The 22,470-nt window shown below is 61.4% G+C and carries 22 protein-coding genes; 9 read left to right on the top strand and 13 right to left on the bottom strand.

Annotated elements, in window-relative coordinates; translation table 11 throughout:
• Positions 1–36 precede the first annotated feature (36 nt).
• Positions 37–936: a LysR family transcriptional regulator gene (locus CQ041_RS20075; protein ID WP_105524215.1), complete on the bottom strand. Its 900-nt coding sequence runs from the start codon at positions 934–936 to the stop codon at positions 37–39.
• Positions 937–1,116: 180 nt separating this feature from the next.
• Between CQ041_RS20075 and CQ041_RS20070 the strand changes: the two genes are divergently transcribed.
• Positions 1,117–2,127 carry an NAD(P)-dependent alcohol dehydrogenase gene (locus CQ041_RS20070; protein WP_105524196.1) on the top strand — a complete coding sequence of 337 codons (1,011 nt, stop codon included), beginning with the start codon at positions 1,117–1,119 and terminating at the stop codon, positions 2,125–2,127.
• Positions 2,128–2,213: 86 nt separating this feature from the next.
• Here the strand turns inward: CQ041_RS20070 and CQ041_RS20065 are convergent, their stop codons facing one another.
• On the bottom strand, positions 2,214–3,089 hold the full coding sequence (locus CQ041_RS20065; RefSeq protein ID WP_105524195.1) for a LysR family transcriptional regulator: 876 nt from the start codon (positions 3,087–3,089) through the stop codon (positions 2,214–2,216).
• A gap of 155 nt (positions 3,090–3,244) precedes the next feature.
• On the opposite strand from CQ041_RS20065, the gene CQ041_RS20060 reads away from it, so the two are divergent.
• Complete coding sequence (locus CQ041_RS20060) at positions 3,245–3,826, top strand: TetR/AcrR family transcriptional regulator (RefSeq protein WP_163001928.1); 582 nt, start codon at positions 3,245–3,247, stop codon at positions 3,824–3,826.
• 8 nt (positions 3,827–3,834) lie between these two features.
• Here CQ041_RS20060 and CQ041_RS20055 read toward each other — a convergent pair whose 3' ends face one another.
• Entirely contained in the window at positions 3,835–4,494 is a 660-nt protein-coding gene (locus CQ041_RS20055) for an NAD(P)-binding oxidoreductase (protein WP_105524194.1), read from the bottom strand.
• A 149-nt stretch (positions 4,495–4,643) separates the two neighbouring features.
• Positions 4,644–5,276 (bottom strand): TetR/AcrR family transcriptional regulator, encoded by a 633-nt coding sequence (locus CQ041_RS20050; RefSeq protein WP_105524193.1) that lies wholly within the window; start codon positions 5,274–5,276, stop codon positions 4,644–4,646.
• Between the two features lie 216 nt (positions 5,277–5,492).
• On the opposite strand from CQ041_RS20050, the gene CQ041_RS20045 reads away from it, so the two are divergent.
• From CQ041_RS20045 to CQ041_RS20035, 3 genes are all read left to right on the top strand, one after another.
• On the top strand, positions 5,493–6,074 hold the full coding sequence (locus CQ041_RS20045; RefSeq protein ID WP_105524192.1) for a TetR/AcrR family transcriptional regulator: 582 nt from the start codon (positions 5,493–5,495) through the stop codon (positions 6,072–6,074).
• 52 nt (positions 6,075–6,126) lie between these two features.
• Entirely contained in the window at positions 6,127–7,230 is a 1,104-nt protein-coding gene (locus CQ041_RS20040; RefSeq protein ID WP_105524191.1) for an alkene reductase, read from the top strand.
• A gap of 70 nt (positions 7,231–7,300) precedes the next feature.
• Positions 7,301–8,044, top strand: a complete 744-nt coding sequence (locus CQ041_RS20035; RefSeq protein ID WP_105524190.1) for an SDR family oxidoreductase — start codon at positions 7,301–7,303, stop codon at positions 8,042–8,044.
• 143 nt (positions 8,045–8,187) lie between these two features.
• On the opposite strand, the gene CQ041_RS20030 is transcribed toward CQ041_RS20035, so the two are convergent.
• The 4 genes from CQ041_RS20030 to CQ041_RS20015 form a co-directional block, all read right to left on the bottom strand.
• Entirely contained in the window at positions 8,188–8,637 is a 450-nt protein-coding gene (locus CQ041_RS20030; RefSeq protein WP_105524189.1) for an SRPBCC family protein, read from the bottom strand.
• Positions 8,638–8,673: 36 nt separating this feature from the next.
• Positions 8,674–9,057, bottom strand: coding sequence for a nuclear transport factor 2 family protein (locus CQ041_RS20025; protein ID WP_105524188.1), 384 nt, complete (start codon positions 9,055–9,057; stop codon positions 8,674–8,676).
• 422 nt (positions 9,058–9,479) lie between these two features.
• On the bottom strand, positions 9,480–10,172 hold the full coding sequence (locus tag CQ041_RS20020; RefSeq protein WP_105524187.1) for an RES family NAD+ phosphorylase: 693 nt from the start codon (positions 10,170–10,172) through the stop codon (positions 9,480–9,482).
• Complete coding sequence (locus CQ041_RS20015; protein ID WP_105524186.1) at positions 10,166–10,570, bottom strand: antitoxin Xre-like helix-turn-helix domain-containing protein; 405 nt, start codon at positions 10,568–10,570, stop codon at positions 10,166–10,168. The genes CQ041_RS20020 and CQ041_RS20015 overlap by 7 nt, the downstream gene beginning before the upstream one ends.
• 140 nt (positions 10,571–10,710) lie before the next feature.
• Between CQ041_RS20015 and CQ041_RS20010 the strand changes: the two genes are divergently transcribed.
• The gene (locus tag CQ041_RS20010; RefSeq protein ID WP_105524185.1) at positions 10,711–11,619 is read left to right on the top strand and encodes a tetratricopeptide repeat protein; all 909 of its coding nucleotides are present in this window, start codon (positions 10,711–10,713) and stop codon (positions 11,617–11,619) included.
• On the opposite strand, the gene CQ041_RS20005 is transcribed toward CQ041_RS20010, so the two are convergent.
• Entirely contained in the window at positions 11,613–13,205 is a 1,593-nt protein-coding gene (locus CQ041_RS20005) for a GGDEF domain-containing protein (protein ID WP_105524184.1), read from the bottom strand. The two genes, CQ041_RS20010 and CQ041_RS20005, sit on opposite strands and share 7 nt — an antisense overlap.
• Positions 13,206–13,368: 163 nt before the next feature.
• Here CQ041_RS20005 and CQ041_RS20000 point away from each other — a divergent pair, with 163 nt between their 5' ends.
• The 3 genes from CQ041_RS20000 to CQ041_RS19990 all read left to right on the top strand — a co-directional run bounded on the left by CQ041_RS20000 (position 13,369) and on the right by CQ041_RS19990 (position 17,872).
• The gene (locus CQ041_RS20000) at positions 13,369–15,177 is read left to right on the top strand and encodes an ABC transporter ATP-binding protein (RefSeq protein ID WP_105524183.1); all 1,809 of its coding nucleotides are present in this window, start codon (positions 13,369–13,371) and stop codon (positions 15,175–15,177) included.
• Between the two features lie 212 nt (positions 15,178–15,389).
• Complete coding sequence (gabP, locus tag CQ041_RS19995; protein WP_105524182.1) at positions 15,390–16,799, top strand: GABA permease; 1,410 nt, start codon at positions 15,390–15,392, stop codon at positions 16,797–16,799.
• On the top strand, positions 16,796–17,872 hold the full coding sequence (locus CQ041_RS19990; protein ID WP_105524181.1) for a GlxA family transcriptional regulator: 1,077 nt from the start codon (positions 16,796–16,798) through the stop codon (positions 17,870–17,872). The genes gabP and CQ041_RS19990 overlap by 4 nt, the downstream gene beginning before the upstream one ends.
• A 153-nt stretch (positions 17,873–18,025) precedes the next feature.
• Here CQ041_RS19990 and CQ041_RS19985 read toward each other — a convergent pair whose 3' ends face one another.
• Genes CQ041_RS19985 through CQ041_RS19970 form a run of 4 tightly spaced genes read right to left on the bottom strand, consistent with a single transcriptional unit; the run spans position 18,026 to position 22,468 of the window.
• Positions 18,026–19,177 (bottom strand): iron-containing alcohol dehydrogenase, encoded by a 1,152-nt coding sequence (locus CQ041_RS19985; protein ID WP_105524180.1) that lies wholly within the window; start codon positions 19,175–19,177, stop codon positions 18,026–18,028.
• A 36-nt stretch (positions 19,178–19,213) separates the two neighbouring features.
• Positions 19,214–19,816: an ANTAR domain-containing response regulator gene (locus CQ041_RS19980; protein ID WP_105524179.1), complete on the bottom strand. Its 603-nt coding sequence runs from the start codon at positions 19,814–19,816 to the stop codon at positions 19,214–19,216.
• A 16-nt stretch (positions 19,817–19,832) separates the two neighbouring features.
• On the bottom strand, positions 19,833–20,957 hold the full coding sequence (locus CQ041_RS19975) for a transporter substrate-binding domain-containing protein (RefSeq protein ID WP_105524178.1): 1,125 nt from the start codon (positions 20,955–20,957) through the stop codon (positions 19,833–19,835).
• On the bottom strand, positions 20,954–22,468 hold the full coding sequence (locus CQ041_RS19970) for an amidase (RefSeq protein WP_105524177.1): 1,515 nt from the start codon (positions 22,466–22,468) through the stop codon (positions 20,954–20,956). The genes CQ041_RS19975 and CQ041_RS19970 overlap by 4 nt, the downstream gene beginning before the upstream one ends.
• Positions 22,469–22,470: the final 2 nt, after the last annotated feature.

The following is a 22,470-nucleotide window of genomic DNA, read 5'->3' as shown; positions in this document are numbered from 1 at the left end:
TTTTCTGCCAGGTAGCGAGTCAATCCGCTCGCCAGCTTAGCGAGCGTTGAACCATTCTGGATGCAGCACTGGAAAGTGTTGCTTCAGCCAATCCACGAACGCATCGACCAACGGGGCCAGATGCGTTCTGCTGGGGTACAGCACGGACACCAGGCGCGGTTTTGGGCGATAGGCCTCCAGCACTTGCACCAGTTGTCCGCTGGCGAGGAACGTCTCAACGGAAATTCCTGGTGCTTGAACAATGCCGAAGTCTGCAACGGCGCATTGAACGTAGGCGTTGGAGTCGTTGACCGTGATACCGCCCTTGGGCATATGCAGACGATCCTGGCCATTCTGCGAAAAATGCCACGGCAGCGTCCTGTTTGTCTGGCCAGAGAGAAAGCTGACGCACTGATGGCCTGGCAGGTCATGCGGGGCAAGGGGTATCCCGTGGACGTTGAGGTAATGTGCAGACGCGCAGGTGACCATTGTCGCGGTGCCGATTTCTCTCGCCACCATGCTCGAGTCCGGAAGGTCACCTATGCGCAATACGCAGTCGACGCCCTCTGCCACAAGATCGACCGTTCGATCAGTTACCCCGACGACAAGCTCGACCTCCCGAAATGCCTCTGTAAACAGCCTCAGGCTTCTCATGAAACTGTGCTGGGAAAAGGCGGTTGGGATGTCGATCCGAAGGCGCCCTCGCAGCGACGCTCCGCTGCGGTCGAACATTGAAGTGGTGTCTGCGACGGTGGCCAGAATCTCTTTGACGCGCTCATAGAACCGCTCGCCTTCAGCCGTCAGTTTTACGCTGCGCGTGGTGCGCTGGAACAGACGTACCCCCAGCGATGCTTCCAGTTCCTGAATGGTCCGTGTGATCCGCGGACGTCCTGCCTGCATCACCTCGGCGACCTTAGTGAAGCTCCCCAACTCTGCCAGCTTGGCGAAGACCTGCATTGATTGGAGTAGCTCCATGAGTCTCGCTCCGAATAGCGCATTAGTCAGCAATTGTTGCTTACAAGGATAACAATCCTGTTGGTTTCTGCGCATTTATCTCATGCCTCAAAGCCTAAACAATGTCTTCGATGCAAAGGAGGAGTGCCCTCCCTTCACAGTCAACGTAGGCGGAGACAGTTAATGAAAGCATGGCTTTTGAACGATTTCGGTTTGGACAACCTGGTGCTCGGAGAGGTGGATACGCCGGTGCCCAAGCCCGGAGAACTGTTGGTGAAAGTCGGGGCTGTATCACTCAACTTTCGCGACAAGGCAATCGTTGACGGAATTTATGAGCCCCACAGGGTACCCAAGCCGCTGATCCCGGTGAGTGATGCAGCAGGCACTGTCGTTGCTGTGGGTGAGGGTGTCAGCCGTTTTGCCGTCGGGGATCGCGTTAACTCACACCTTTACTCCCGCTGGTTGGACGGCCTGCCAGGGCCGGATGAGCCCGACTTCTGCTTCGGCTCGCCACTACCCGGCGGCCTGGCGGAGTACATGATTATTCATGAAGACAGCGCGGTAGCTGCCCCCGACAATATGTCCGATGAAGAGGCGGCGACGCTTCCCATTGCGGCGCTGACCGCCTGGTATGCACTGGTTGACTTTGGCCGTATCGAAGCAGGGCAAACCGTCCTGGTCCAGGGCACAGGCGGTGTTTCTGTCTTCGCTGCACAAATTGCGACGGCCCTTGGCGCCACAGTAATCGTCACCTCCAGCCAGGACGCTAATGTGGCAGCGTTGAAAGATAGGGGGGCAGTGGCCGGTGTGAATTATCTCACCCATCCTGATTGGGCTGAGGAAGTACTGAAGCTTACCGACGGCAAGGGGGTGGACCTGCTGTTGGACGTCGCGGGGGGTGACGGGATCAACCAATCGGTTGCTGCAACGAAGGTAGGCGGGCGCATTGCACAGATTGGCTTCCTGACGGGCCAGACGTCGTCGCTGAACCTGATGCCAATGATCTTCCGGCAAACCACCATTCGGGGCATTGCCGTTGCGCCCCGGTCCTCATTCGACCGCATGAACACGTTCTTGAATGAGCACAGGATTCGCCCGGTGATCGAACACGTTTATTCATTTGATCAGGCTCGTGAGGCTTACGAGCATCTGGCCAGGGGCGCGTTCGGTAAGGTCGTCATCAAGGTGGGTTGAGCGCCACCCCGGCCCAGACGCCATTCGCCCCCTCGTGCTGTTCGCTTCGTGGGTGGGGGCTCTGATATTTCACCGATGTTTGGCGTCTAATACCTCTTCACGGCGTGCTCGATAATCAGCTGAGCCAGTAATTTAACTGGCTCGGTAAGGCTGCGGCGTGCACGATGGATCAGGCCGATGTCTCGATGGAATGTGCGTTGTTTCAGGTCGATCGCACGCACTTCGGCCGGCCATTTTTGATGAGTGGCCGTTTCCGGTATCAGCGCCACACCGACCCCATTTCCAACCAGTTTGATGATCGCGTCCAGTTCGTCGAGCTCGCAGACTTCATGCAACGAAAAATGGGTTTGACGCAAGAACCGGTCAACCTGGCGCCCGCCAAACGATGAGCGGTCATAGCGGATAAAGGGTTGGCTCGATACCAGATCAGCCCAATCCTCGCCTGGCATATCAGCCGGAACAATCAGTCGATACGGTTCGCGGGCCAAGGTCGTCCAGCGTAGATCGCTGTGAAGAGAGAAGGGTGGACGGATGATCGCTGCCATATCGATTTCACCCGAATCGACCTGGTTTACCAATTCCATCGACAACCCAGGCAAGACTCGCGTCCTGCACTGCGGGGACCGTTGGTGAAACTCCGCCAGGGCGTCTGGCAAGAACGAGCGCTGAACCGAGGCAATCGCACCAATGGTCATCAAGACATTGGCCGGAAGACCCGCTGATGTCGTGCCCAGGTCCTTGAACTGGCGCACCAGTTCCTGGCCCTGCAACAGAACTTGTCGACCCATTGGGTTGAGCTGGGCAGAGCGTCCCTTACGGTCGAACAGTTCCACCCCTAGCTCTGCCTCAAGGCGTTGCATCTGGGCGCTGACGGCGGCTTGGGTGAGACCGATTTTGCTGCCGGCGGCCGCAAACGTGCCTTCTCTCGCCACAGCGATGAGTGTTTTCAGTTCTTTGATCATGCTCAAATAATAATGATGTTTATCTGGGAGATGTACTTATATTTTTGTCGCGAAAGCCCTGTGTAAAACGGGCTTCCGGCCTATGTAGACAAGCACCAGGCCCCCCACCCGGCGCCTGCCGCTTGAGCGTTTTTTTTGATAGCATGCGCCGCATTATGAAGAAACCCGCCCATGACATGCGCCAGCACATCATTGATGTCGCCAGGTCGCTGATGACCCAGAAAGGCTACACCGCCGTCGGCCTTACCGAGTTGCTCGGGGCCGCGGGTGTGCCGAAAGGGTCGTTCTACCACTACTTCCGCTCCAAGGATGAGTTTGGCCAAGCGCTGCTCGAAGAGTACTTTGAGCAGTACCTCACCAGGGTCGATGTGCAATTGGCCAGTGAGGGCTGCGGCGCTGAACGTCTGCTGAGCTATCTACGCTACTGGGCCGAGACGCAGGCGTTTGATCACACCGATCAAAAGTGCCTGGTGGTCAAATTGGGTGCAGAGGTATGTGACCTCTCCGAAAACATGCGCGGTGTGCTAGAGAAGGGGACTGCCCTGATCATCGAGCGTATGGTTCGGTGTGTTGAGCAAGGTAAAGCGGACGGTTCCATCAGTGTGGCCGTTGACTCTGCAATCTTGGCTGAGGCGCTTTACCAGATGTGGTTGGGCGCCTCGTTGCTGGTCAAGGTCAACAGAACGCGCGAGCCTTTTGACGCGGCGCTTGAGATGAGCCGACGTTTGTTGGCTTAGGCCCGAGGTCAATCGCGCGCAAAATGCCGGATGGCCTCGTTGACCGGCGTGCTGCCTTGGGTCAGCTCAATGATGACGCGACGCACGCCGGGCTGCTCGATGACCTGCACCAGGGCGCCGGCGACATCCTCGCGCGGCACGTCGCCGTAGGGGATCGCCAGGCCGGCGTGGACGTTGCCAGTGCCTGGCGAGTCCAGCAGCGTGCCCGGACGCAGGATGACCCAGTCGAGATCAGTTGCGGCCAGGTGTACGTCAGCGCGTTTTTTCACGGCCATGTAGTTTTCGAATGTCTCGGAAACCGATTTGCCACGCGATGCTTCGGGAAACGCCGACACCAGTATGAAGCGTCGAATCCCTGCCAACTTCGCTGCGGCCACAGACAACTCCAGGCCCTGACCGTCGATGGCATCCGTCATCTGCGCGCCGCCTTTGCCGCCAGCGCCGGCCGCGAACACCACGCTATCACTGCCCGCCATCAGCTGGGCCAGTGCCGCTGTGTCGAGGTCAAGCAAGTTACCGGCAACGGGCGTGGCGCCCAGTGCTTTGAGCCCCTCGGCCTGTTCCGCGTGGCGGTATAACGAACGGGGTTGATGACCGCGTTCTGCCAGTTGGCGAGCAAGGCTTCGGGCAACCTTACCCGAACCACCGACGATAAAAACTGAGTGCATAGCGCCTCCAGATCAGGCGATGTTTCAAAAATGGCCCGCGCAAGCGAACCTGCAAACGCTCATGGCGAGTGCACGCTGAGGACTATTCTATATTGGTCGCTACAGAAATTGTCAAGCAACCGAGGGGATATGCCCGGGGTCAGTTCCCGTCAAGCTGAGAGCGAAGGGCTCAGCATCGCCACCGCTGTTGCACCGATGCCTTGCAGGTCATCCCGGCTGGCAGCGTCGTGTGCCTGCAGGGACATGCCTTCGAGCAATGTATTCAGGGCTGCGGCGAGCAGGCGGGTGTTGGTATTCGGTTTGAGCTGGCCTTGTTCCACTGCGCGGTCCAGACGCTGCTGCAAGTAGTCGCGGCCCTCTTGTCGCAGGGCCTTGAGGGTGGCGGTGACTTCACCTGCATCGTCGGAGACGTTGACTGCCGCGAGGACGACCATGCAGCCACAGGGCGCCTCGGGTTTGGTCAGGATCGACGCCGAGGTGTGGAAGAAGTCGCTGATGGCGCGCACGATGTCCGGCTCGGTGTCCATGCGCTCCCACGTGGCATCCCAGAACGTCGCTTCGTAATAGGCAACGGCTTCCAGGAACAACTTGGCTTTGTTGCCAAACGCCGCATACAGGCTGGGAGGGCTGATGCTCATGGCGGAACACAATTCCGCCACAGACGCCGGCTCGTAACCACGCTTCCAAAACACTGCCAGTGCCTGCAGCAGCGCCTGATCGCGATCGAACGCGCGCGGGCGGCCTTTTGCGCGTGGGGCAGGGATTGAAGTGGCGTCGGTCATTGAGTGCAGCACCTTGGGGCCTATCGCCAGACGAGCATGCCTGGCAGCAAATTCTGCCCCAATGATACACAAAACGAACTTTTCGGTTGCGCAGCGTCATGTCGAGTTTTCAGTTTGACCCTGTCATCTGTAGTCCTTCGCCGTTGGTCGTTGAGCATGGTGCTATTCTAAAATCGACTAGACGACCGGTCTAGTTTTAATTAGAGTGGCTGCATTATGAAAAAGCAGCATTCTGAAACACGCCAACATATCCTTGATGTCGCCAGGGTGTTGATGACGCACAAAGGCTATACCAGCGTAGGCCTGGCTGAGGTGGTAGCGGCTGCGAGCGTGCCCAAAGGTTCGTTCTACCACTACTTCAAATCCAAGGAAGAATTTGGTCAGGCATTGCTTGAGCAGTATTTTTCCGACTACCTCGCAACAGTCGACACGCTGTTGATGGGCTCTGCACCCGCCGCGCAAAGGTTGCTGGGTTACTTCCAGTATTGGGCGCACACCCAGTGCTCTGATTTGCCTACCGACAAGTGCCTGGTGGTCAAATTGGGCGCCGAGGTCTGTGACCTCTCGGAGGGCATGCGCCTGGTGCTCGACCGAGGCACGCAGGCCGTCCACGCAAAGCTTGAGCGCTGTATTGAGCAGGGGCTTGCCGATGGTTCGATCACGTCCACAGCGCCCAGCGCGACGCTTGCGCAATCGCTCTACCAGGTGTGGCTCGGCGCTTCGCTGATGATGAAGATCGGCAAGCGCGATGACGCCTTTGAAACATCCCTGACGCTGGCAAAGCGACTTTTGTCGTAGCTATTTTTTTACCAACTCACTAGACGACCGGTCTATTTAAATGAGGTCTATCATGACAGACAACGCCACTCGTACAGACTTATTCACGCCCATCAATCTGGGCGCGATGCAACTCGCCAACCGTATTTTGATGGCGCCGGTAACCCGTAGCCGCTATGCCGAAGATGGCATCCCCAACGAGCTGCACGCCGAGTATTACGCTCAACGCGCCACGGCGGGCTTGATCGTCGCCGAGGCCACCAATATTTCCGCGCAGGGTCGCGGTTACGCGGCCACCCCCGGCATCTGGAGCGAGGAGCAGGTTGCGGGCTGGAAGAAGGTCACGGACGCCGTGCATGCCGCCGGCGGCAAGATCGTCAGCCAGCTGTGGCATGTGGGGCGGTTCTCCAGTGTCGAGTTGCAACCTGACGGTGCCGCACCGGTCGCGCCTTCCGCGATCAAGGCCGAAGGCGATACCTACACCACTAAAGGCTTCGTCCCGGTGTCGATGCCACGGGCGCTGGAAACCGATGAGATCCCCGGGATCATCGAGCAGTACAAACGTGCTGCCGAGAATGCCAAGCGTGCTGGTTTTGACGGGGTAGAGGTTCACTCGGCCAACAGCTACCTGCTGGACCAGTTCCTGCGGGACTCGACCAACCATCGCACCGACCAGTACGGCGGCTCCATCGAGAACCGGGCGCGCCTGACCCTGGAAGTGACCGAGGCAATCGTCAAGATCTGGGGCAACGACCGGGTCGGCATCCGCCTGTCGCCGGTGACGCCTGACGCCGGCAACACGCCGCCCGACAGCAACGTGATGGCGATGTACGGCTACCTGATCCAGCAGTTGAACGCCTTCGACCTGGCGTACCTGCACTTCGTTGAAGGCGCGACCGCCACCTCGCGAGAAGTGCCGGAAGGCGTGGACATGGACGCATTGAGCGCGCAGTTCAATGGGCCCTTCATCGGCAACAACAACTACGACCTGGACATGGCTATCGAGCGCCGCGCCCAAGGCAAGATCGACGCCGTAGCGTTTGGCCGCCTGTTTATCTCCAACCCGGACCTGGTCGAGCGCTTGCGTCGTGGGGCCGAACTGACCATCGCACCGCGCGAGTCGTATTACGGCGGCGGCGCGAAGGGCTACACCGACTGGCCTGTCGGCAACTACTGATCCCCTTATATCCGCGATAACCCCAAAAACTGCCCGCACAGACGGGCAGTCACCCACGAGAGGAACGCCCATGAACTATCTGCAGAATAAAACCGCGATCATCACTGGCGCATCGTCCGGCCTGGGTGCTGCATCGGCACGTGCCTTGTCCGAGCAAGGCGTTCGAATTGTCGCAGCAGCCCTGGACCAGCAAGGCCTGGACGCCATCGTCAGCGAGTTGAAAGGCAAGGGCGGTGAAGCGGTAGGTCGCGTCTGCGACGTGACCAACCCTGAGGATATGAAAGCGCTCGCGCAATTCGCCCAGGACGCTTTCGGTTCGGTGGATATCCTGATCAACAACGCCGGCTTGATGCTGTTTTCCAACTGGGTCGACCTGGCCACCGATGATTGGGAAAAGATGATCAACGTGAACATCAAAGGCTACCTGCACGGTATCGCCGCGGTGTTGCCGTTCATGCTGAAACAGCAGTCGGGCCAGATCCTGAATATGGATTCGGTCGCCGGTCACCAGGTCGGGCCTGCTGCGGGTATCTACAGCGCCACCAAATTCTTCGTGCAGGCCATGACTGAGTCGATGCGCAAAGAGCTGGGCGTGCAGCACGGCATCCGTGTCAACACGGTCAGCCCGGGTGTGATCAACACCGGTTGGGCCGATAAAGTGACCGATCCTGCAGGCCGTAAAGCGGCTCAAGAGCTGAATAAAATCGCTATCTCGCCGGACGACATTGGTCGCGCAGTGGTGTATGCACTGAATCAGCCTGAAAACGTCACCGTCAACGACCTGATCATTTCGCCGACCCGTCAGGATTGGTAAGTCTTAAGCGTTGAAATCACCCAGCCCAGGTACCGGCGCAACGCCGTGCCTGGGCGCTGGCGCTTCGGCATTTACGACGCACGCCGAACGCTGCCAGAAAAAATCAAACCCCGTCTCCATGGCTGGAGCGGGGCAGTGCACATTCACGCTGCGGCGGTTGGGTTCAGGTAAGCCTGGAGGCTTTCATGACCACCGACAATCAGCGACTCGATGGTCGAGGTCCATTGCCCCTCGGGATCAGGCTCGCGCGTGTCGAAGGTCGCAGACCACACAATCACGGTTTTTTGCTCGCCGGTCAGCGGGATCAAGCGCACAGTCAACACGTAGTTGTCGACGGGCAGTGGCGCTTCAACGAAGCGGTAGGAGAACTGCATATTGACCGCGTCCACCGACAACAACTGCTCGCGCAAAATGGCGCCGTCCTGCAACGTCAGCCGACGGATGCAGCCAACCAGACCGTCTGGCTGACCGTCTTCGATGACGCTCTGGGGGATTGCCGGGTGCCACTGGCGGATGTTCCCGAAGCGCTTGAGTACCTCCCAAACGCGCTCGGCGCCGCCGTCTACAACGGCGTTGTATTCAACTTTTGCCATGTTTCATCACCCTCAACACCATCATCAGCGGGCTGCTCAAGGAGCAACGTGGGTGTGATAGATCTTGCTGATGACGGTCCACTTTCCATCAACCTTGAGCAGGTTGAAGAAGTCGGTGAAGCAGAAGCCGGAGATGTCATTGGTATCGATACGTGCGCTGGCAGCGGTGCCCACGATGTCGACGTTGACGATGGCACCTTTGGCTTCCGGTGACGGGCGGAAGGCACTGTCGATGATGTCGAACAGACCCTGGATCGGGCCTCCGGTCAGTTGACCGTCGCCGTCCACGCCAAAGATGGTTGCCTGCTCGCTGAAGGCAGGCTTCATCAGGCTGCTGTTGGCGTGCTTGCCACCTTCGTTGTAGTGGTTCAGCACCGTGACGATGGCGTTGTAATCGTCGACGTAAGTGGGGTTGCTCATGGTGTTACTCCTGGTTTGAAGAGGGTGAAGATGGGTTTGGTTGATTGCTGTGCGCCGCTCATTTGCCGCGGTCACCAGCATTCATTTCGGCCGGTCTTGGGGGGAATGGCCGTCCCACAGGTCATGTGAGGATCGTTCTATAGCGAGCGCTACATATTTATCGACATTCTATAGCGATCACTATAGTAAGTGTCAAGAAATGTGCGCACACGGCAGCGCTCGCAGGGCTTGAAGCCAGCGGCAGTCACACGAGCAGGGGCGGTGCAGGGGGAGAACGAGCGAGATGATTCAGAGTGTTTTGAGAAGAATCTCAGGCGTGACACGTGACTGCGCTGTTAACAGTTCTGACGTGAAACCCTCAAATCATGGCTGGGAGGCAGCGTCGGGCCATAGCTCCCAGCGCTGACCCTCAAGCGTTGAAATCACGCTTCACGAATACTGTTCACACTGGATAAATGACCGTTCCAGATCATCTCGTAATGCGCCGTCTGGATGATCGAAGTGACAGGCCGTGGGGTCATCAGAGCCCAGCAGTGGTTGCCGTGCAAACGCACCGAGTTGTAGCGAAGACCGGTATGCCCGGCGTGCTTCACGGCTTTTCCAAGTGCGCGAGCGTGGGTGTAATCGTCGGGGGCATAGACGGGGTCGGTCATCGGCAGCGACGTTGCGTCCTTCATCCGATGGTCGGAGAAGGTGCAGGACAGGCCTCGAAACACGAAGCGCTCATAGTTGAGCCCGCGCACCTTCGACCAATAGGCCGCTTGGTGATGATGCACCTCCGCGAGTGCGGTCTCCAGCGTAGCGGCCAGGTACAGCACGCCGAAGCTGCCATCGCTGAAACGTGAGCCTTGCGGGTTGACGTGGGTGAAGGGCGCCGTGGCATAGGCGCAACCGGTGATGCCGAACGGAATCTCCTGGCGCGGGATCAGCTCGAGTCGACCGATTTCATTTTGCAGCCTGGGGTTGGTCAGTGCCTGGATCTGATAGAGGATTTCAAACTCGTCGGCATCGGCGACATCGTCGAACAGCGCGATTGGCGGGAACTTGGAGTTGACCACGCGATAAGCCTGCACGGTGTTGCCGGGCAGTTGCGCCAGGTGCGCGAGCATCACCATTGCGCTCCACGCAGCACATCGATTCGACGGTAGGTTTCGTACAGCGAGATCATGTCGCCTTGTGACATGACGTCCAACGGCGTGCGACCGTTGAAGAAGTCATTGTCGTTGGGCATTCTCGCGAACCCGTAGACGTTGTCGGGATTGTCGAAAACCAGGCGCAAGGCCGCGTGGATATTGAGGACGAAGCTGATGCGTTGCATCTGGTCGGCGTCCAGGCTCACCGACCAGGCCGTATCGCCCTGCCTGGCGCGGGTGTAGGTGCTGCGGGAGATGCGCAGGATACGGCAGGCCTGTTCACTCGTGGCCTGCCATTTTTCCAGGATGCCTACTGCGGCGCGAAGGCCGGCCACGCACTGGTCTTTGGAAAAGGCGTGTGCTTGAGCCACAACTGTCATGACGCGGGTTCTCCATTTGTGTTCTACAGATACAAAAATAGGCTTTATGGCTCTGTGGATCAAGCATTTCGCGCCTCAAAGCGCCTTTGTCTGATCAATGGCATAATCGCCCGCTTATTTTTTACGGACGCACGGACGCTATGTTCAGACCTCTTTCCCTCCTGCTGCTGGTGGCTGCGCTCGCTGGCTGCCAGAGCATCACCCGTCCCGCGGACTACGACTCCTCGCTGGTGAGCGTGCGCTGCATGCTGTTCGCCGGTAAAAAGCCATTTGACCCTGACAACCTGCGTTACATCGAACGTTTTGCCGACTACGGCAATGCCTCGTGCAAGGCGTGGCTGGGCAAGCTCTATCAGGAGGGCGGACACGGCGTGGACCAGGACTTCAACCAGGCGCGCGCGCTGTTCGTCGAGTCGGCGCGCGTCAATCCGTCCTCCAACATCCTGTTGGGCCAGATGGCCGAACGCGGTGAAGGCGAACCGGTGGATTACGCCAAGGCCCGCGAGTTCTATCGGCTCTCGGGCTCGAATGCGGTGTTGCCCCTGGGCCGCTTGATGGAGGAGGGCAAAGGCGGGCCCAAGGACCCGAAGGGCGCCATGGCGCTGTACCTGGCGTCGAGCGAGCGATATCACGACAACCCCTGGGAGGCGATGATCCGCTTGCACAACCAGGGGCTGGCGTTCGATGAAGCGCAAGCCAAGCGCTACCAGCAACTGTGGCTGGCAGGGTTTGTCCGCGAACAGAACCGTCGCATGGCGGTGCGCGAAGTGTTCGATGCAGTCAATGCCTCAGGCGCCGCCAGGGGCGTGAGGTTGTCCTATCGCTTCAAGGCGGACAGCGGCACGCCGCAGGTAACGCTTGTCACAAGCTCCGGCGACGGCAATGTGGACAGCTGGGTCATGAAGGCCGCAGCACGGATCTCCATGGGTGATTCGCCGCCGCAGACTGATGCGTCGGGCGTGCAGGAGGTGGTGGCACCGCTGATGTTCTCGCCGCAAGACACCGCACGCATGCAGTCGATCTGTGGCAGAAAGCCCTGCACTCAATGAGTACACCCCGGGTGCACGCTTGACTCAGCCAGCGCAGCAGCCACGCAGTAGCGGTCCCTGCCACTCTGTTTGGCCCTGTAGAGCATTTTGTCCGCCGCGTTGATCAGGCTGCCGGGCGTCAGCGGTCGCTCGGCCGGCGTGCCACTGGCGATGCCGGCGCTGGCCGTCACGTGCCCCAGCGGGTGGGCACTGTGTTCGATGCGCTGTGAGCGAATGGCCTCGAGGATATCGTGGGCGACGATGGCGGCGCCCTCGCTGTCGGTGTTGGGCAGCAACACCGCGAATTCTTCGCCGCCGTACCGCACCGCGAGGTCCCCGGGGCGTTTCACCGCACGTGAAATCGCCGCGCCCACGGCACTCAGGCAGTCATCACCGGCCGCGTGCCCGTAGGTGTCGTTGTAGGGTTTGAAGTAGTCGACATCCAGCATGATCAACGCCAGCGTCGAGCGCTGGCGCGTTGCCAGGCGAATCTCGTCCTCCAGTGCGCTGTCCAGGCGTCGGCGGTTGCCCAGGCCGGTAAGGCTGTCGGTCAAGGCCATGTCGCGCATGGATTGATGCGCCACGCGCAGGGCTTTTTCCATGCGCATGCGCTGGCGCAGTTGATTCAACACAATCAGCCCGAACACCGTGAACGCACTGATCAGGAAGAACAACACAAACCCGGTCTTGAACAGGTCCCAGCGCCATGGGGCGATGATCGATTCGCGCGACAACCCGGCCTCAACGACCAGCGGGTAGGTGGTCAAAGCCCTGTAGCCATACAGACGCTCGGTGTCATCCACCACGGCCTTGACCTCGGCGATGCCCTCGCTGGAGACCGGCAGGAAACGCTTGAAAATCGCACTGTCCGACAGGCTCTGGCCGACCACGGAGGCAATGAAGGGGCGCCGTACCAGGATGGTGCCGCTGCGCAGGGCGAGCACCAGCGCGCCTTTGTCATCGATCTTGAAGTCACCGTAGTAATCGACGAAATAACTGACCTTGATGGTGCCCAGCAGCACCCCCGCGAAGGAACCGTCGGGGTTATTCAAGCGCCGTGAAATAGGGATGATCAGGTCGTCGGTGGACTTGCTCTTGACCACCTCGCCGATGCGCACCTCTCTGTCGGTGTGGGTGCGGTGATATTGGAAGTAATCGCGGTCGGCATTGTTGACCGGGTCGGGGATCACCTCTTTGTCCGTCACGATCCAGTGCCCATCCGGGCCGTAGATGAACAGCCCATGCAATTGCGGCATGAGCCTGGCCTGCTGCACCAACAGATTGTGAATGCGCGGTACGTTGATGCTCTGCAAGCCGTCGCCTTCCACCCGTTCCCCCAGCGCGGCCGTCAACACGTCCACTTGGCGGATGGCGTCTTCGGCGTGCTGGGCGGTGGCGCGTGCCAGGTTGGTGACGGAGTCGCGGGCGGACGCGAAGGCCGCGTGATAGTCGCGCCAGGTGCGCCAGCCTTCCACCGCCAGGAACGCCAGGATCACGGCCAGCATGAACGCGACTGTCAGGCGGAATGCGGCGCGAGCGCTGACCGTGATGATCGGGATCGTCTCCGGTGGGCTGCTCACGTCGTTTAGCTGTTTGCGTCCAGGCATTTCAATGTCCTTGTTACTGCTGGTCGAGCCGCGTCGATGAAATACGCTTTGAATAACGTCGTCGATGATTGAGGATAGTCCGTTTACCGCATGCTATTGGCCCCCGTCGCCTCGGGTGCCGTCGCGGCGGATCTCATCCTCGCCCTTGGAGACCCCGCCATTCATGATGTTGTTCAACCGAGTCAGCGTGTTTTCCCTCCAGGCGCGCAGGGCCCTGGGGCTGGTGTGGGAAACCTCGCGGCCACTGTTCCTGGGCCTGTTGCTGGCGACGATCATTGCCGGGCTGTTGCCGGCACTGGCGGCCTGGATCGGCCAGCGCATCGTCGACGGTGTGGTCGATGCCATGCAGGTTCATGCCGCCGGCAGCCAGGCACCGGTGTGGCCGGTGATGCGCTATGTGCTCGCCGAGGCTGGCGTGCTGGCCCTGCTGGCGGCGGCACAACGGGCGCTGTCGATGCAGCAGTCGCTGTTGCGGGTGAGGCTGGGGGTCAAGGTCAACCTGATGGTGCTGGAGAAAGCCCAGACCCTTTCACTGCTGCAATTTGAAGACGCCGAGTTCTACGACAAGCTGGTGCGTGTGCGCCAGGGCGCCTCGACCCGCCCCCTGAGCCTGGTGACCAAGGGCCTGGGGTTGGTGCAGAACCTTATTTCGCTGGTCAGCTTCGCCGTGTTGCTGGTGCATTTTTCGCCGTGGGCGCTGTTGATCCTGGTGGTGGGGGCGTTGCCGGTGTTCTTTGCCGAGACGCATTTTTCCGGGAATGCGTTCCGCCTGTTCCACCGGCGCGCGCCGGAGACCCGCCAGCAGAATTACCTCGAGTCGTTGCTGTCCCACGAAGCGCACGCCAAGGAGGTCAAACTGTTTGGACTGGCGCCGTTGTTCCTCAAGCGCTACCGCGACAATGCCGAACGCTTGTACGCAGAGGACCGCCAACTGACCGTGCGCCGCGACGCCTGGGGCTTCGCACTGGGCCTGCTGGGCACCGCGGCGTTTTACCTGGCCTATGCCTGGGTGGTGCTCGACACGGTGCGCGGCCAGACCAGCCTGGGCCAGATGACCATGTACATCGTGCTCTTCAAGCAAGGCCAAAGCGCAATCAGCGCGAGCCTCAGCGCCATCGCCGGCCTCTATGACGACAGCTTGTTCCTCTCGGACTTGTATGAGTACCTCGAAACGCCCGTGGTGGTTGCGCAAGGCCGACTGACCCAAGGCGCGCGACCGGGGGACGGTGTGCGCTGTGAACACGTCAGCTTTACCTATCCCGGCGCTGACACGCCCGCACTGCGCGACATCAGCCTGCACCTGGCCCCAGGGCAAAGCCTCGCGCTGGTGGGGGAAAACGGCTCGGGCAAGACCAGCCTGATCAAGCTGCTGACCCGCCTGTATGCCCCGGACACCGGGTGTATCCTGCTTGATGGCAGCGATCTCCAGGACTGGGACGAACAGGCCTTGCGCCAACGCGTGGGCGTGATATTCCAGGATTACATCCGCTATCAGATGACCGTCGGCGAAAACCTGGGCGTGGGGGACGTCAACGCCTTGAACGACCAGGACCGCTGGCGCAGCGCCGCGACGCAAGGGGTGGCCGCCGAGTTTATCGAGCGGCTGAGCGACACGTATGCAACGCAGTTGGGACGCTGGTTTGGTGGCCAGGAACTGTCCGGCGGGCAGTGGCAGAAAGTCGCCTTGTCACGGGCCTATATGCGCCAGGACGCCGACCTGCTGATCCTCGATGAACCGACGGCTGCCCTGGACGCCGGCGCGGAAGCCGCGGTGTTCGAGCACTTTCGCGAGCATGCCAAGGGGCGCATGACCCTGCTGATTTCCCACCGCTTCTCCAGCGTGCGCAGCGCCGACCATATCATTGTGCTCGAGCGCGGGCAGATCCTGGAGCAGGGCAGCCATGACCAACTGATGGCGGCGGGCGGGCGTTACGCCGATTTGTTCGATGTTCAGGCGCGCGGATATCGCTAGCGTCAGGGTTGAGCAGCCGGGCTGCAGGCGTGAATCGTAATCGGAGGTCCGGTCGCCCAGCCTTGGGTATGTCGATATCAGGCGCAACTGTGCCGCTCTCAGGCTATTTTTCCCCGGCTCGGCCCGCGTAAGGTGACCCATCATTAAGAAATGATGATCGCCTGACTCTTCAGTCAGTACGCCTGAACGACGATCACCGAGAATAAGAAAATATGAATAGCCTGAGTTCCAAGGATTCCAACGGGCAGTTGGCGCAGGGCTTCAAGCCGCGTCATGTGACCATGCTGTCAATTGCAGGCATCATCGGCGCGGGGTTGTTTGTCGGCTCTGGCCACGCGATTGTGGCGGCGGGGCCGGCGGTGATGCTGGCCTATCTGTTTTCCGGGCTGCTGGTGGTGTTGGTGATGCGCATGCTCGGGGAGATGGCGGTGGCCAACCCCGACACCGGCTCGTTTTCCACCTATGCCGACCAGGCCATCGGCCGCTGGGCCGGCTTTACCATCGGCTGGCTGTATTGGTGGTTCTGGGTGCTGGTGATTCCCATCGAAGCCTTGGCCGCCGGGCATATCCTCAACCAATGGTTTCCACAGATCGACGCCTGGCTGTTTGCCTTGCTGTCGATTTTTTTGCTGGTGGTCACCAACCTGTTCAGCGTCTCCAAGTACGGCGAGTTCGAATTCTGGTTTGCCATGGCCAAGGTGGTGGCAATCATCGGCTTTATCGGCGTAGGTGTTGCGGTGCTGATGGGCTGGATTCCCGAACGCGAGGCCAGCGGCCTGAGCCGCCTGATGGAAGATCACGGCGGGTTTGCGCCTAACGGGTTGTCCGCCGTGGTCGGCGCTTTCATCACCATCATGTTCAGTTTTATCGGCACCGAAGCGGTCACCATCGCGGCGGCCGAATCCAATAACCCGGCGCAGAACATCGCCCGCGCCACGCGCTCGGTGATGTGGCGCATCGGCGTGTTCTACCTGCTGTCGATCTTCGTGGTGATTTCCGTGGTGCCCTGGAATGACCCGTTGCTGGCGTCAGTCGGCTCCTACCAGCGTGCCCTGGAGTTGATGAACATTCCCCACGCCAAGCTGATGGTGGACGTGGTGGTGTTGATCGCCGTGGCCAGTTGCATGAACTCCTCGATCTACATCGCCTCGCGCATGCTGTTTTCCCTGGGCAAGCGCGGCGATGCCCCGGCGATGGTAAAGAAAACGTCGGCGGCCAGCGTGCCCCGTGCCGCAGTGATTGCCAGTACGGTGCTGGGAGCGGGTGTGACCTTGCTGAGTTACTTCATGCCGGCCGGGCTGTTCCAGTTCTTGCTCGCCAGTTCCGGTGCCATCGCCTTGCTGGTGTACCTGGTGATCGCCGTGTCGCAACTGCGCATGCGCAAAGTCCTGCGCCAGCGCAATGTCACGCTGACGTTCCAGATGTGGCTGTTTCCTTGGTTGACCTGGTTGGTCATCGCCTTCATCTGCGCAGCGCTGGGGGTGATGGTGGTGACGCCTGAACACCGCTTCGAAGTGTCGTCGACCCTTGGCCTGGCCCTGATGATTTCCCTGATCGGGCTGATCACCACGCGCCACCCTGAACCTCGGCAAATAACCGTGCCTGCAGCTTCTCGACCATGAGCGCGCGGCCGGTAAGCAGCATCGTGTTTTTGCTGCTGGACCAGTTCACGCTGATCTCGCTGGCGTCGGCCGTCGAGCCCCTGCGCATGGCCAACCAGCTGTCGGGCCAGGAGCTGTATCGCTGGAACACCGCCAGCCCCGACGGTAACCCGGTATGGGCCAGCGACGGTGTGCCGATCACCCCGGACGGCTCGCTTGTCAGTGCGCCGTCCAGCGACATCGTGGTGGTGTGCGGTGGCATCGGTATCCAGAGCACCGTGACCGGCGAACTGATCAAATGGCTGCGCACCCAGGCGCGGTATTCCAAACGCCTGGGTGGCATCTGCACCGGCAGTTGGGTGCTGGCCCGCGCAGGCTTGCTCGATGGCTATGAGTGCAGCGTGCACTGGGAATGGCTGGCGGCCATGCAGGAAGCGTTTCCACGGGTTGCCGTCAGTTCCAGCCTGTTCACCCTGGACCGCGACCGCCTCACCAGTTCCGGCGGCACCGCGCCGATGGACATGATGTTGCACCTGATCGGCCGCGATCACGGCCACGAGCTGTCGGCGGCCATCTCCGATATGTTCGTGTACGAACGCATCCGCAACGAGCAGGATCACCAGCGCGTGCCCCTCAAGCACATGCTCGGCACCCAGCAGCCCAAGTTGCAGGAAATCGTGGCGCTGATGGAGGCCAACCTCGAAGAGCCGATCAACCTGGACGAGTTGGCCGACTATGTCGCACTGTCGCGCCGCCAGCTCGAGCGCATGTTCCAGAAGTACCTCAACTGTTCACCTTCGCGTTACTACCTGCGGTTGCGGCTGATCCGCGCGCGGCAACTGCTCAAGCAGACCCCCATCTCCATCGTCGAACTGGCGCTGCTCTGCGGGTTCGTGTCCACGCCGCATTTCTCCAAATGCTACCGCGAGTACTTTGGCGTGCCGCCCAGCGACGAGCGTTCGGTCACGGACAGCGAGCGCTCCATCGTGATCAAGCCAATCATGCCCGCACTGCCCGTGCCCCTGCCGATGAATGCGCTGGAGCACGCACGGGGGGAGTCGACCTTCGCCAGTATCAAGAACCTGAAGTCCTGACGTTGGGCCCGCCTTCGAAGCCTCGCTGAAGCTCGACGTCTCCCACAGCAGATCGCATTCCAAAAAATAAAGGTGGGAGGGGGCTTGCCCCCGATGGCGGTGTATTGCCTTCAACCCGCTAAGGCGCTGAAGGCTTTACCCCAATAGGCGTTATCAATACGCCGCCCGATAAATCGCCAGCGCGTCCGCCTCTGCCACCTCGCGCGGATTGTTGACCAGCAACCGTTGCTGCTGCATCGCGCTGCGGGCCAGTTCCGGCAGGCTTTCCTGGGTCACCCCGGCGTCGCGCAGGCGCAGCGGCAGGTCGACGGCGGCGTGGAGGCGTTGCAGTTCGGCGATGAACTGGGCGGCCCCGTCGCCGGGCAGCAGGCGTTCGCCCAATACGCAGGGGGCCAGCTCAGCGTAGAGATCGCGGGCGTGGGACAGGTTGAAGGCCAGCACCTGGTGAAGCACCAGCGCGTTGGACAAACCGTGGGGCAGGTGAAACGTAATCCCCAGTGGATAGGCCAGCGCATGCACCGCCGCCACTGGCGCGTTGGCGAAGGCCTGGCCGGCCAGGCACGCGCCCAGCAGCATGGCTTGGCGGGCCTCGAGATTTTGCGGGTCGCGCACAGCGGTTTCGAGGTGGGTGCTGAGCAGGCGCAGTGCTTCGCGGGCCAGCAGGTCGGAAATCGGGTTTTTGCGCACCTTGCTGGTGTAGGCCTCAATGGCGTGCACCATGGCGTCGATGCCGGTGGCGGCGGTGACTGGCCCGGGCAGGCCGACGGTGAGCTGGGCATCGAGAATCGCCAGGTCCGGCAGTAACTGCGACGACACCACGCCGGACTTGCCAGTCGCAGTGGTGACGATGGAAATCGGCGTGACTTCCGAACCGGTGCCGGCGGTGGTCGGCACCTGGATCAGCGGCAGGCGCGCGCCGTTTGCCTGGTTGACGCCGTAGATGTCCGCCAGCCCCTGGCGTTGGCCGGGGGCAGCGAGGTAGGCCACCAGTTTGGCGGTGTCCATGGAGCTGCCGCCGCCGAAGCCAACGATCAGGTCGGCCCCCATCGCGCGGGCTTGCGCCGTGGCGGCCAGCACCAGTTCCTCGGCCGGGTCGGCGAGCACATCACTGTAGACCTGCAGGTTGATATCGGCGGCGTCGAAACCGGGCAGCACCGAATCCAGCAGGTTATGGCGCAGGATGCCGGCGTCGGTCACCAGCAGCACGTTACGCGCGCCCCTTGCGGCGCAATGCTCGGCCAGCTGGGCGGCGGCGCCGCTGGCGCAGATCAAGTGGGCGGTGGTGCTGAAGTTGAAAGCTTGCATAAATAACCTCTACGTATTCTTGGATGCACGGGGTGCTTATTCGGGTTGAGGGGGCAGGCCAGCGTCGATAATAGCCTGTGCCACCGCTTCCATGCTGCTGCGACTGGCCATGGCGTCGCGTTGCAGGCGGCGATGGGCGTCGTTTTCGCCAATGCGATGACGGGCCATGAGCAGTGCCTTGGCCATGGAAATCTTGGACACTGCCGGCTGGCGGGTCTGCAATTTGCGCAGTTGCGCCAGCATGTCGATGCGCGCCCGCCAGGCGGCGCGGGCCATCAGCAACTGGGTCAACAGGCCGAAGGGCCGCAGCGGGCGCTCGATGACGGCCGCCGGCTGGGTTTCCAGCACCAGTTGCAGCATCGACGGGTTTTCATAACCCACCACGGCGATGATCGGCGGCGCCTGCTCGCTCAGGCCCTCCACCAGCGCCTGGGTGTTCAGGCGCTGGCTGAGTTCCACGGCCAGCAGCACCACGTCGGTGTGCTCCGGCAAATGCGTGGGCACCGGCCAGCATTGCTCGACGATGCAGCCGATGCGCTGCAACTGGTCCAGCACCACGCGGGCTTCGGCGTCCACCGGGTGGATCACCAGCACGCGCAGGCCCTTGAGTTCACGCAACAGTGACGGTGCGTTGCTCATCTCGACCTCCCGCCGCTCATGGCTGACCATCCAGTTGGTAGTCGACCATGTAGGGGCTCGGTTTCACCGGTTGCTCGCTTTGCACCACCAGCTCGAAGCGACGCTGGTGGTCGAGGCGGGCGATGCGTGGCCACAGCCAGGTGTGGTGGGTGTCGGCGTCGATGTGCACGCGGCCCTGGGGCGCTTCGTACTGTGCCCCAGCCAAGGCCTGGCGCAACGCTTCGACGGATGGGCCGTCCGCCCGTCGCGCCGCTTCGGCGAACAGATGCACCTGGAAATACGCGGCCTCGGCGCCCGCTGTCAGCGGTGCATCGTCACCGAAACGTGCTCGGTAACGGGCCACAAAGGCCTGGCTGGCGGGCGTCTGCAAGGTCGAGAACCACGGCGCCGCCGAGACGTGCCCCTCGGCCTCCTCAGCGCTCATGCACAACACGTCGACCTCGTTGGTGGCGAGGCTGACGATGGGCATGCGCGCCGGGTCGAAACCGGCCTGGCGATAGGCGCGGTGCAGCGCCGGAATATCGCTGCCGACGATGGTCGAGTAGATCGCATCCGGTGCCGTCGCGCGCACCTGTTGCATCACCCGCTCGAAGTCCTCGGCGGTGGCGTGGAAGGGCAGGTAGATCTCGTCCACCACTTCGCCGCCGGCCTGTTCGAACAGTTCGCGCATGATGCGGTTGGACTCGAACGGGTACACATAGGAACCGCCGACGAACAGCACCCGGTTGCCGAAATGCTCCAACACGTAGCGTGCCAGTTGCACCGAGTTCTGGTTGGGCGCGGAGCCGGTGTAGTAGCACCACGGCGAGTACTCGAACCCTTCGTAGAGCGTGGGGTAGAACAGCAGGCGACGGCGGCTCTCGACCACCGGCAGCACGGTTTTGCGGGTGCTCGACATGTGCGTGCCGAACAGCACCTGCACCTGGTGTTCGTCGCACAGGCGCAGAGCGCTGTCGCGGTAGTCCGCAGGTTCGGCACCGGGATGCCCGTCCACCGGTAACAGCAAACGGCCCTGTATACCGCCGGCGTCGTTGACCTCGGCAATCGCCAGGTGAGTGGCATTGGCCTGGGTGGTCTCCGAGGCAGCGGTGAGGCTGCACTCGGAAAACAGCAGGCCGACTTTGTAGTCGGGGGTGCTCATGACGTCAGGCTTTCCCAGTCGATGTGGTGTTCAAACGCGTGCGCCACTTGATACAGCATGGCCTCGCCGTAATCGCGCGCCACCAGCATCATGCCGACCGGCAGGCCGCTGGCAAGCCCGCAAGGGACTGACAGCGCCGGGTGGCCGGTGACATCGAACGGCGCGGTATTGGCGTTCATTTCCAGGGCCCGTTGCACCCATTCGCTGGCCGATGCATCTGCCGTGGGCAGCCTGGGCGCCTTGAGCGGTACGGTGGGCATCAGCAGCACGTCGAAATCCTGCAATTGCTGGTCGTAGGCCGCGCGCAGCTGACGGGCGGCATTCTGGGCCCTGGCGTAATACCGGCCGCCAAAGCGCTGGTACGCGTACTCGCCGGCCAGCAGGCAGGTTTTCAGGTCGTGGGGGAAACGCCCGGCCTCGCTTTGCCAATCCTGCTGGGCGTTCATCAGGCTTTCCACATACAGGCCTTTCCAGTTCGAGCCGTAATTGTAGCCGCGCAGCAACTGGGTGGTGCCTTCCACTGCAATCGGCGTCCAGATCGCATGGCCCAGGGCGTGCAGTGGGATCGAAATATCCTCGACCCGTGCGCCCAGGCCTTCGAACAACGCCGCCGCACGCCGCACGGCGGCGTCCACATCGGCTTCGGAGTTGGCATGGCCGAAGCCTTCGCGCACCACGCCGATACGCAGACCCTCGCAGCCCTTGCCGAGCGCCTGGGTGTAGGCTTCGGTGGGCACCACGCGATCCTGGCGCGGATCCAGCCCGTCGGCGCCGGCCAGCACCTCCAGCAGCAGCGCATTGTCTGCAAGGTTGGCACTCATGATCCCAGCGTGGTCCAAAGTCATTTCGATGGGCATGATGCCGGTGTAGGGGATCAGCCCATGGGTCGGCTTCATGCCGTAGATGCCTGAATAGGCCGCCGGAATCCGTACCGAGCCGCCTTGGTCGGTGCCGATGCCCAGGTCCACTTCGCCGGCGGCGATCAATGCCGCGCAGCCTGAAGACGAACCCCCGGTGGAATGCCCCGGATTGCGCGGGTTGTGCACCGCACCGGTGGCGTTGGTGTGGCTGCTGCCCGACACGCAGAAAAACTCGCAGTGGGCCTTGCCGAGGATCAGCCCGGCGGCGTCCAGCACGCGGGTGGCTACGGTGGCGTCGAGGTCCGGCACGTAGCCCTGCAGGGTCGAGGCGCCGTTCATCATTGGCACGCCGGCCAGGCAGATATTGTCCTTGAGCGCCACGCGTTTGCCCGCCAGCTTGCCGGTGGCGGCGCCCTGGATGTCGGTGCGTATGTACCAGGCGTTGTAGGGGTTGTCCTGCGGCACCTGGCCGGGGCCCCGCGGGTAACGGGGTGGCGCGGGTGGCTGGGTGATTGAATCGAGACGGTCGTAGTCCTGCCACACGGCTTCGAGAATGTGCGCGTATTCGTGCAGCAACGGCTCGGCCATTTGCAAGCCAAGGCGGTGACCGACCTCGGTGAGATCGGCCAGGGTAGGGCGTTGAATCGACATGA

Source organism: Pseudomonas sp. MYb60 (assembly GCF_002979555.1).
In the GTDB taxonomy this organism is placed as follows: Bacteria; Pseudomonadota; Gammaproteobacteria; order Pseudomonadales; family Pseudomonadaceae; genus Aquipseudomonas.
The sequence above is the reverse complement of the archived record's forward strand: the minus strand, read 5'-3'. Positions and strand labels throughout refer to the sequence as shown.

Coding starts and splice junctions, on each gene's coding strand:
- CQ041_RS20020 (WP_105524187.1), bottom strand. CDS start 10,172: ATGGTGATGCTCGCGCACCTGGCGCAACTGCCCGGCAACACCGTGCAG.
- CQ041_RS20045 (WP_105524192.1), top strand. CDS start 5,493: ATGAAAAAGCAGCATTCTGAAACACGCCAACATATCCTTGATGTCGCC.
- CQ041_RS20055 (WP_105524194.1), bottom strand. CDS start 4,494: ATGCACTCAGTTTTTATCGTCGGTGGTTCGGGTAAGGTTGCCCGAAGC.
- CQ041_RS20035 (WP_105524190.1), top strand. CDS start 7,301: ATGAACTATCTGCAGAATAAAACCGCGATCATCACTGGCGCATCGTCC.
- CQ041_RS20000 (WP_105524183.1), top strand. CDS start 13,369: ATGATGTTGTTCAACCGAGTCAGCGTGTTTTCCCTCCAGGCGCGCAGG.
- CQ041_RS19990 (WP_105524181.1), top strand. CDS start 16,796: ATGAGCGCGCGGCCGGTAAGCAGCATCGTGTTTTTGCTGCTGGACCAG.
- CQ041_RS20030 (WP_105524189.1), bottom strand. CDS start 8,637: ATGGCAAAAGTTGAATACAACGCCGTTGTAGACGGCGGCGCCGAGCGC.
- CQ041_RS20050 (WP_105524193.1), bottom strand. CDS start 5,276: ATGACCGACGCCACTTCAATCCCTGCCCCACGCGCAAAAGGCCGCCCG.
- CQ041_RS19980 (WP_105524179.1), bottom strand. CDS start 19,816: ATGAGCAACGCACCGTCACTGTTGCGTGAACTCAAGGGCCTGCGCGTG.
- CQ041_RS20015 (WP_105524186.1), bottom strand. CDS start 10,570: ATGACAGTTGTGGCTCAAGCACACGCCTTTTCCAAAGACCAGTGCGTG.
- CQ041_RS20060 (WP_163001928.1), top strand. CDS start 3,245: ATGAAGAAACCCGCCCATGACATGCGCCAGCACATCATTGATGTCGCC.
- CQ041_RS20070 (WP_105524196.1), top strand. CDS start 1,117: ATGAAAGCATGGCTTTTGAACGATTTCGGTTTGGACAACCTGGTGCTC.
- CQ041_RS19970 (WP_105524177.1), bottom strand. CDS start 22,468: ATGTCGATTCAACGCCCTACCCTGGCCGATCTCACCGAGGTCGGTCAC.
- CQ041_RS19975 (WP_105524178.1), bottom strand. CDS start 20,957: ATGAGCACCCCCGACTACAAAGTCGGCCTGCTGTTTTCCGAGTGCAGC.
- CQ041_RS20025 (WP_105524188.1), bottom strand. CDS start 9,057: ATGAGCAACCCCACTTACGTCGACGATTACAACGCCATCGTCACGGTG.
- CQ041_RS20005 (WP_105524184.1), bottom strand. CDS start 13,205: ATGCCTGGACGCAAACAGCTAAACGACGTGAGCAGCCCACCGGAGACG.
- CQ041_RS20075 (WP_105524215.1), bottom strand. CDS start 936: ATGCAGGTCTTCGCCAAGCTGGCAGAGTTGGGGAGCTTCACTAAGGTC.
- CQ041_RS19985 (WP_105524180.1), bottom strand. CDS start 19,177: ATGCAAGCTTTCAACTTCAGCACCACCGCCCACTTGATCTGCGCCAGC.
- CQ041_RS20010 (WP_105524185.1), top strand. CDS start 10,711: ATGTTCAGACCTCTTTCCCTCCTGCTGCTGGTGGCTGCGCTCGCTGGC.
- CQ041_RS20040 (WP_105524191.1), top strand. CDS start 6,127: ATGACAGACAACGCCACTCGTACAGACTTATTCACGCCCATCAATCTG.
- gabP (WP_105524182.1), top strand. CDS start 15,390: ATGAATAGCCTGAGTTCCAAGGATTCCAACGGGCAGTTGGCGCAGGGC.
- CQ041_RS20065 (WP_105524195.1), bottom strand. CDS start 3,089: ATGATCAAAGAACTGAAAACACTCATCGCTGTGGCGAGAGAAGGCACG.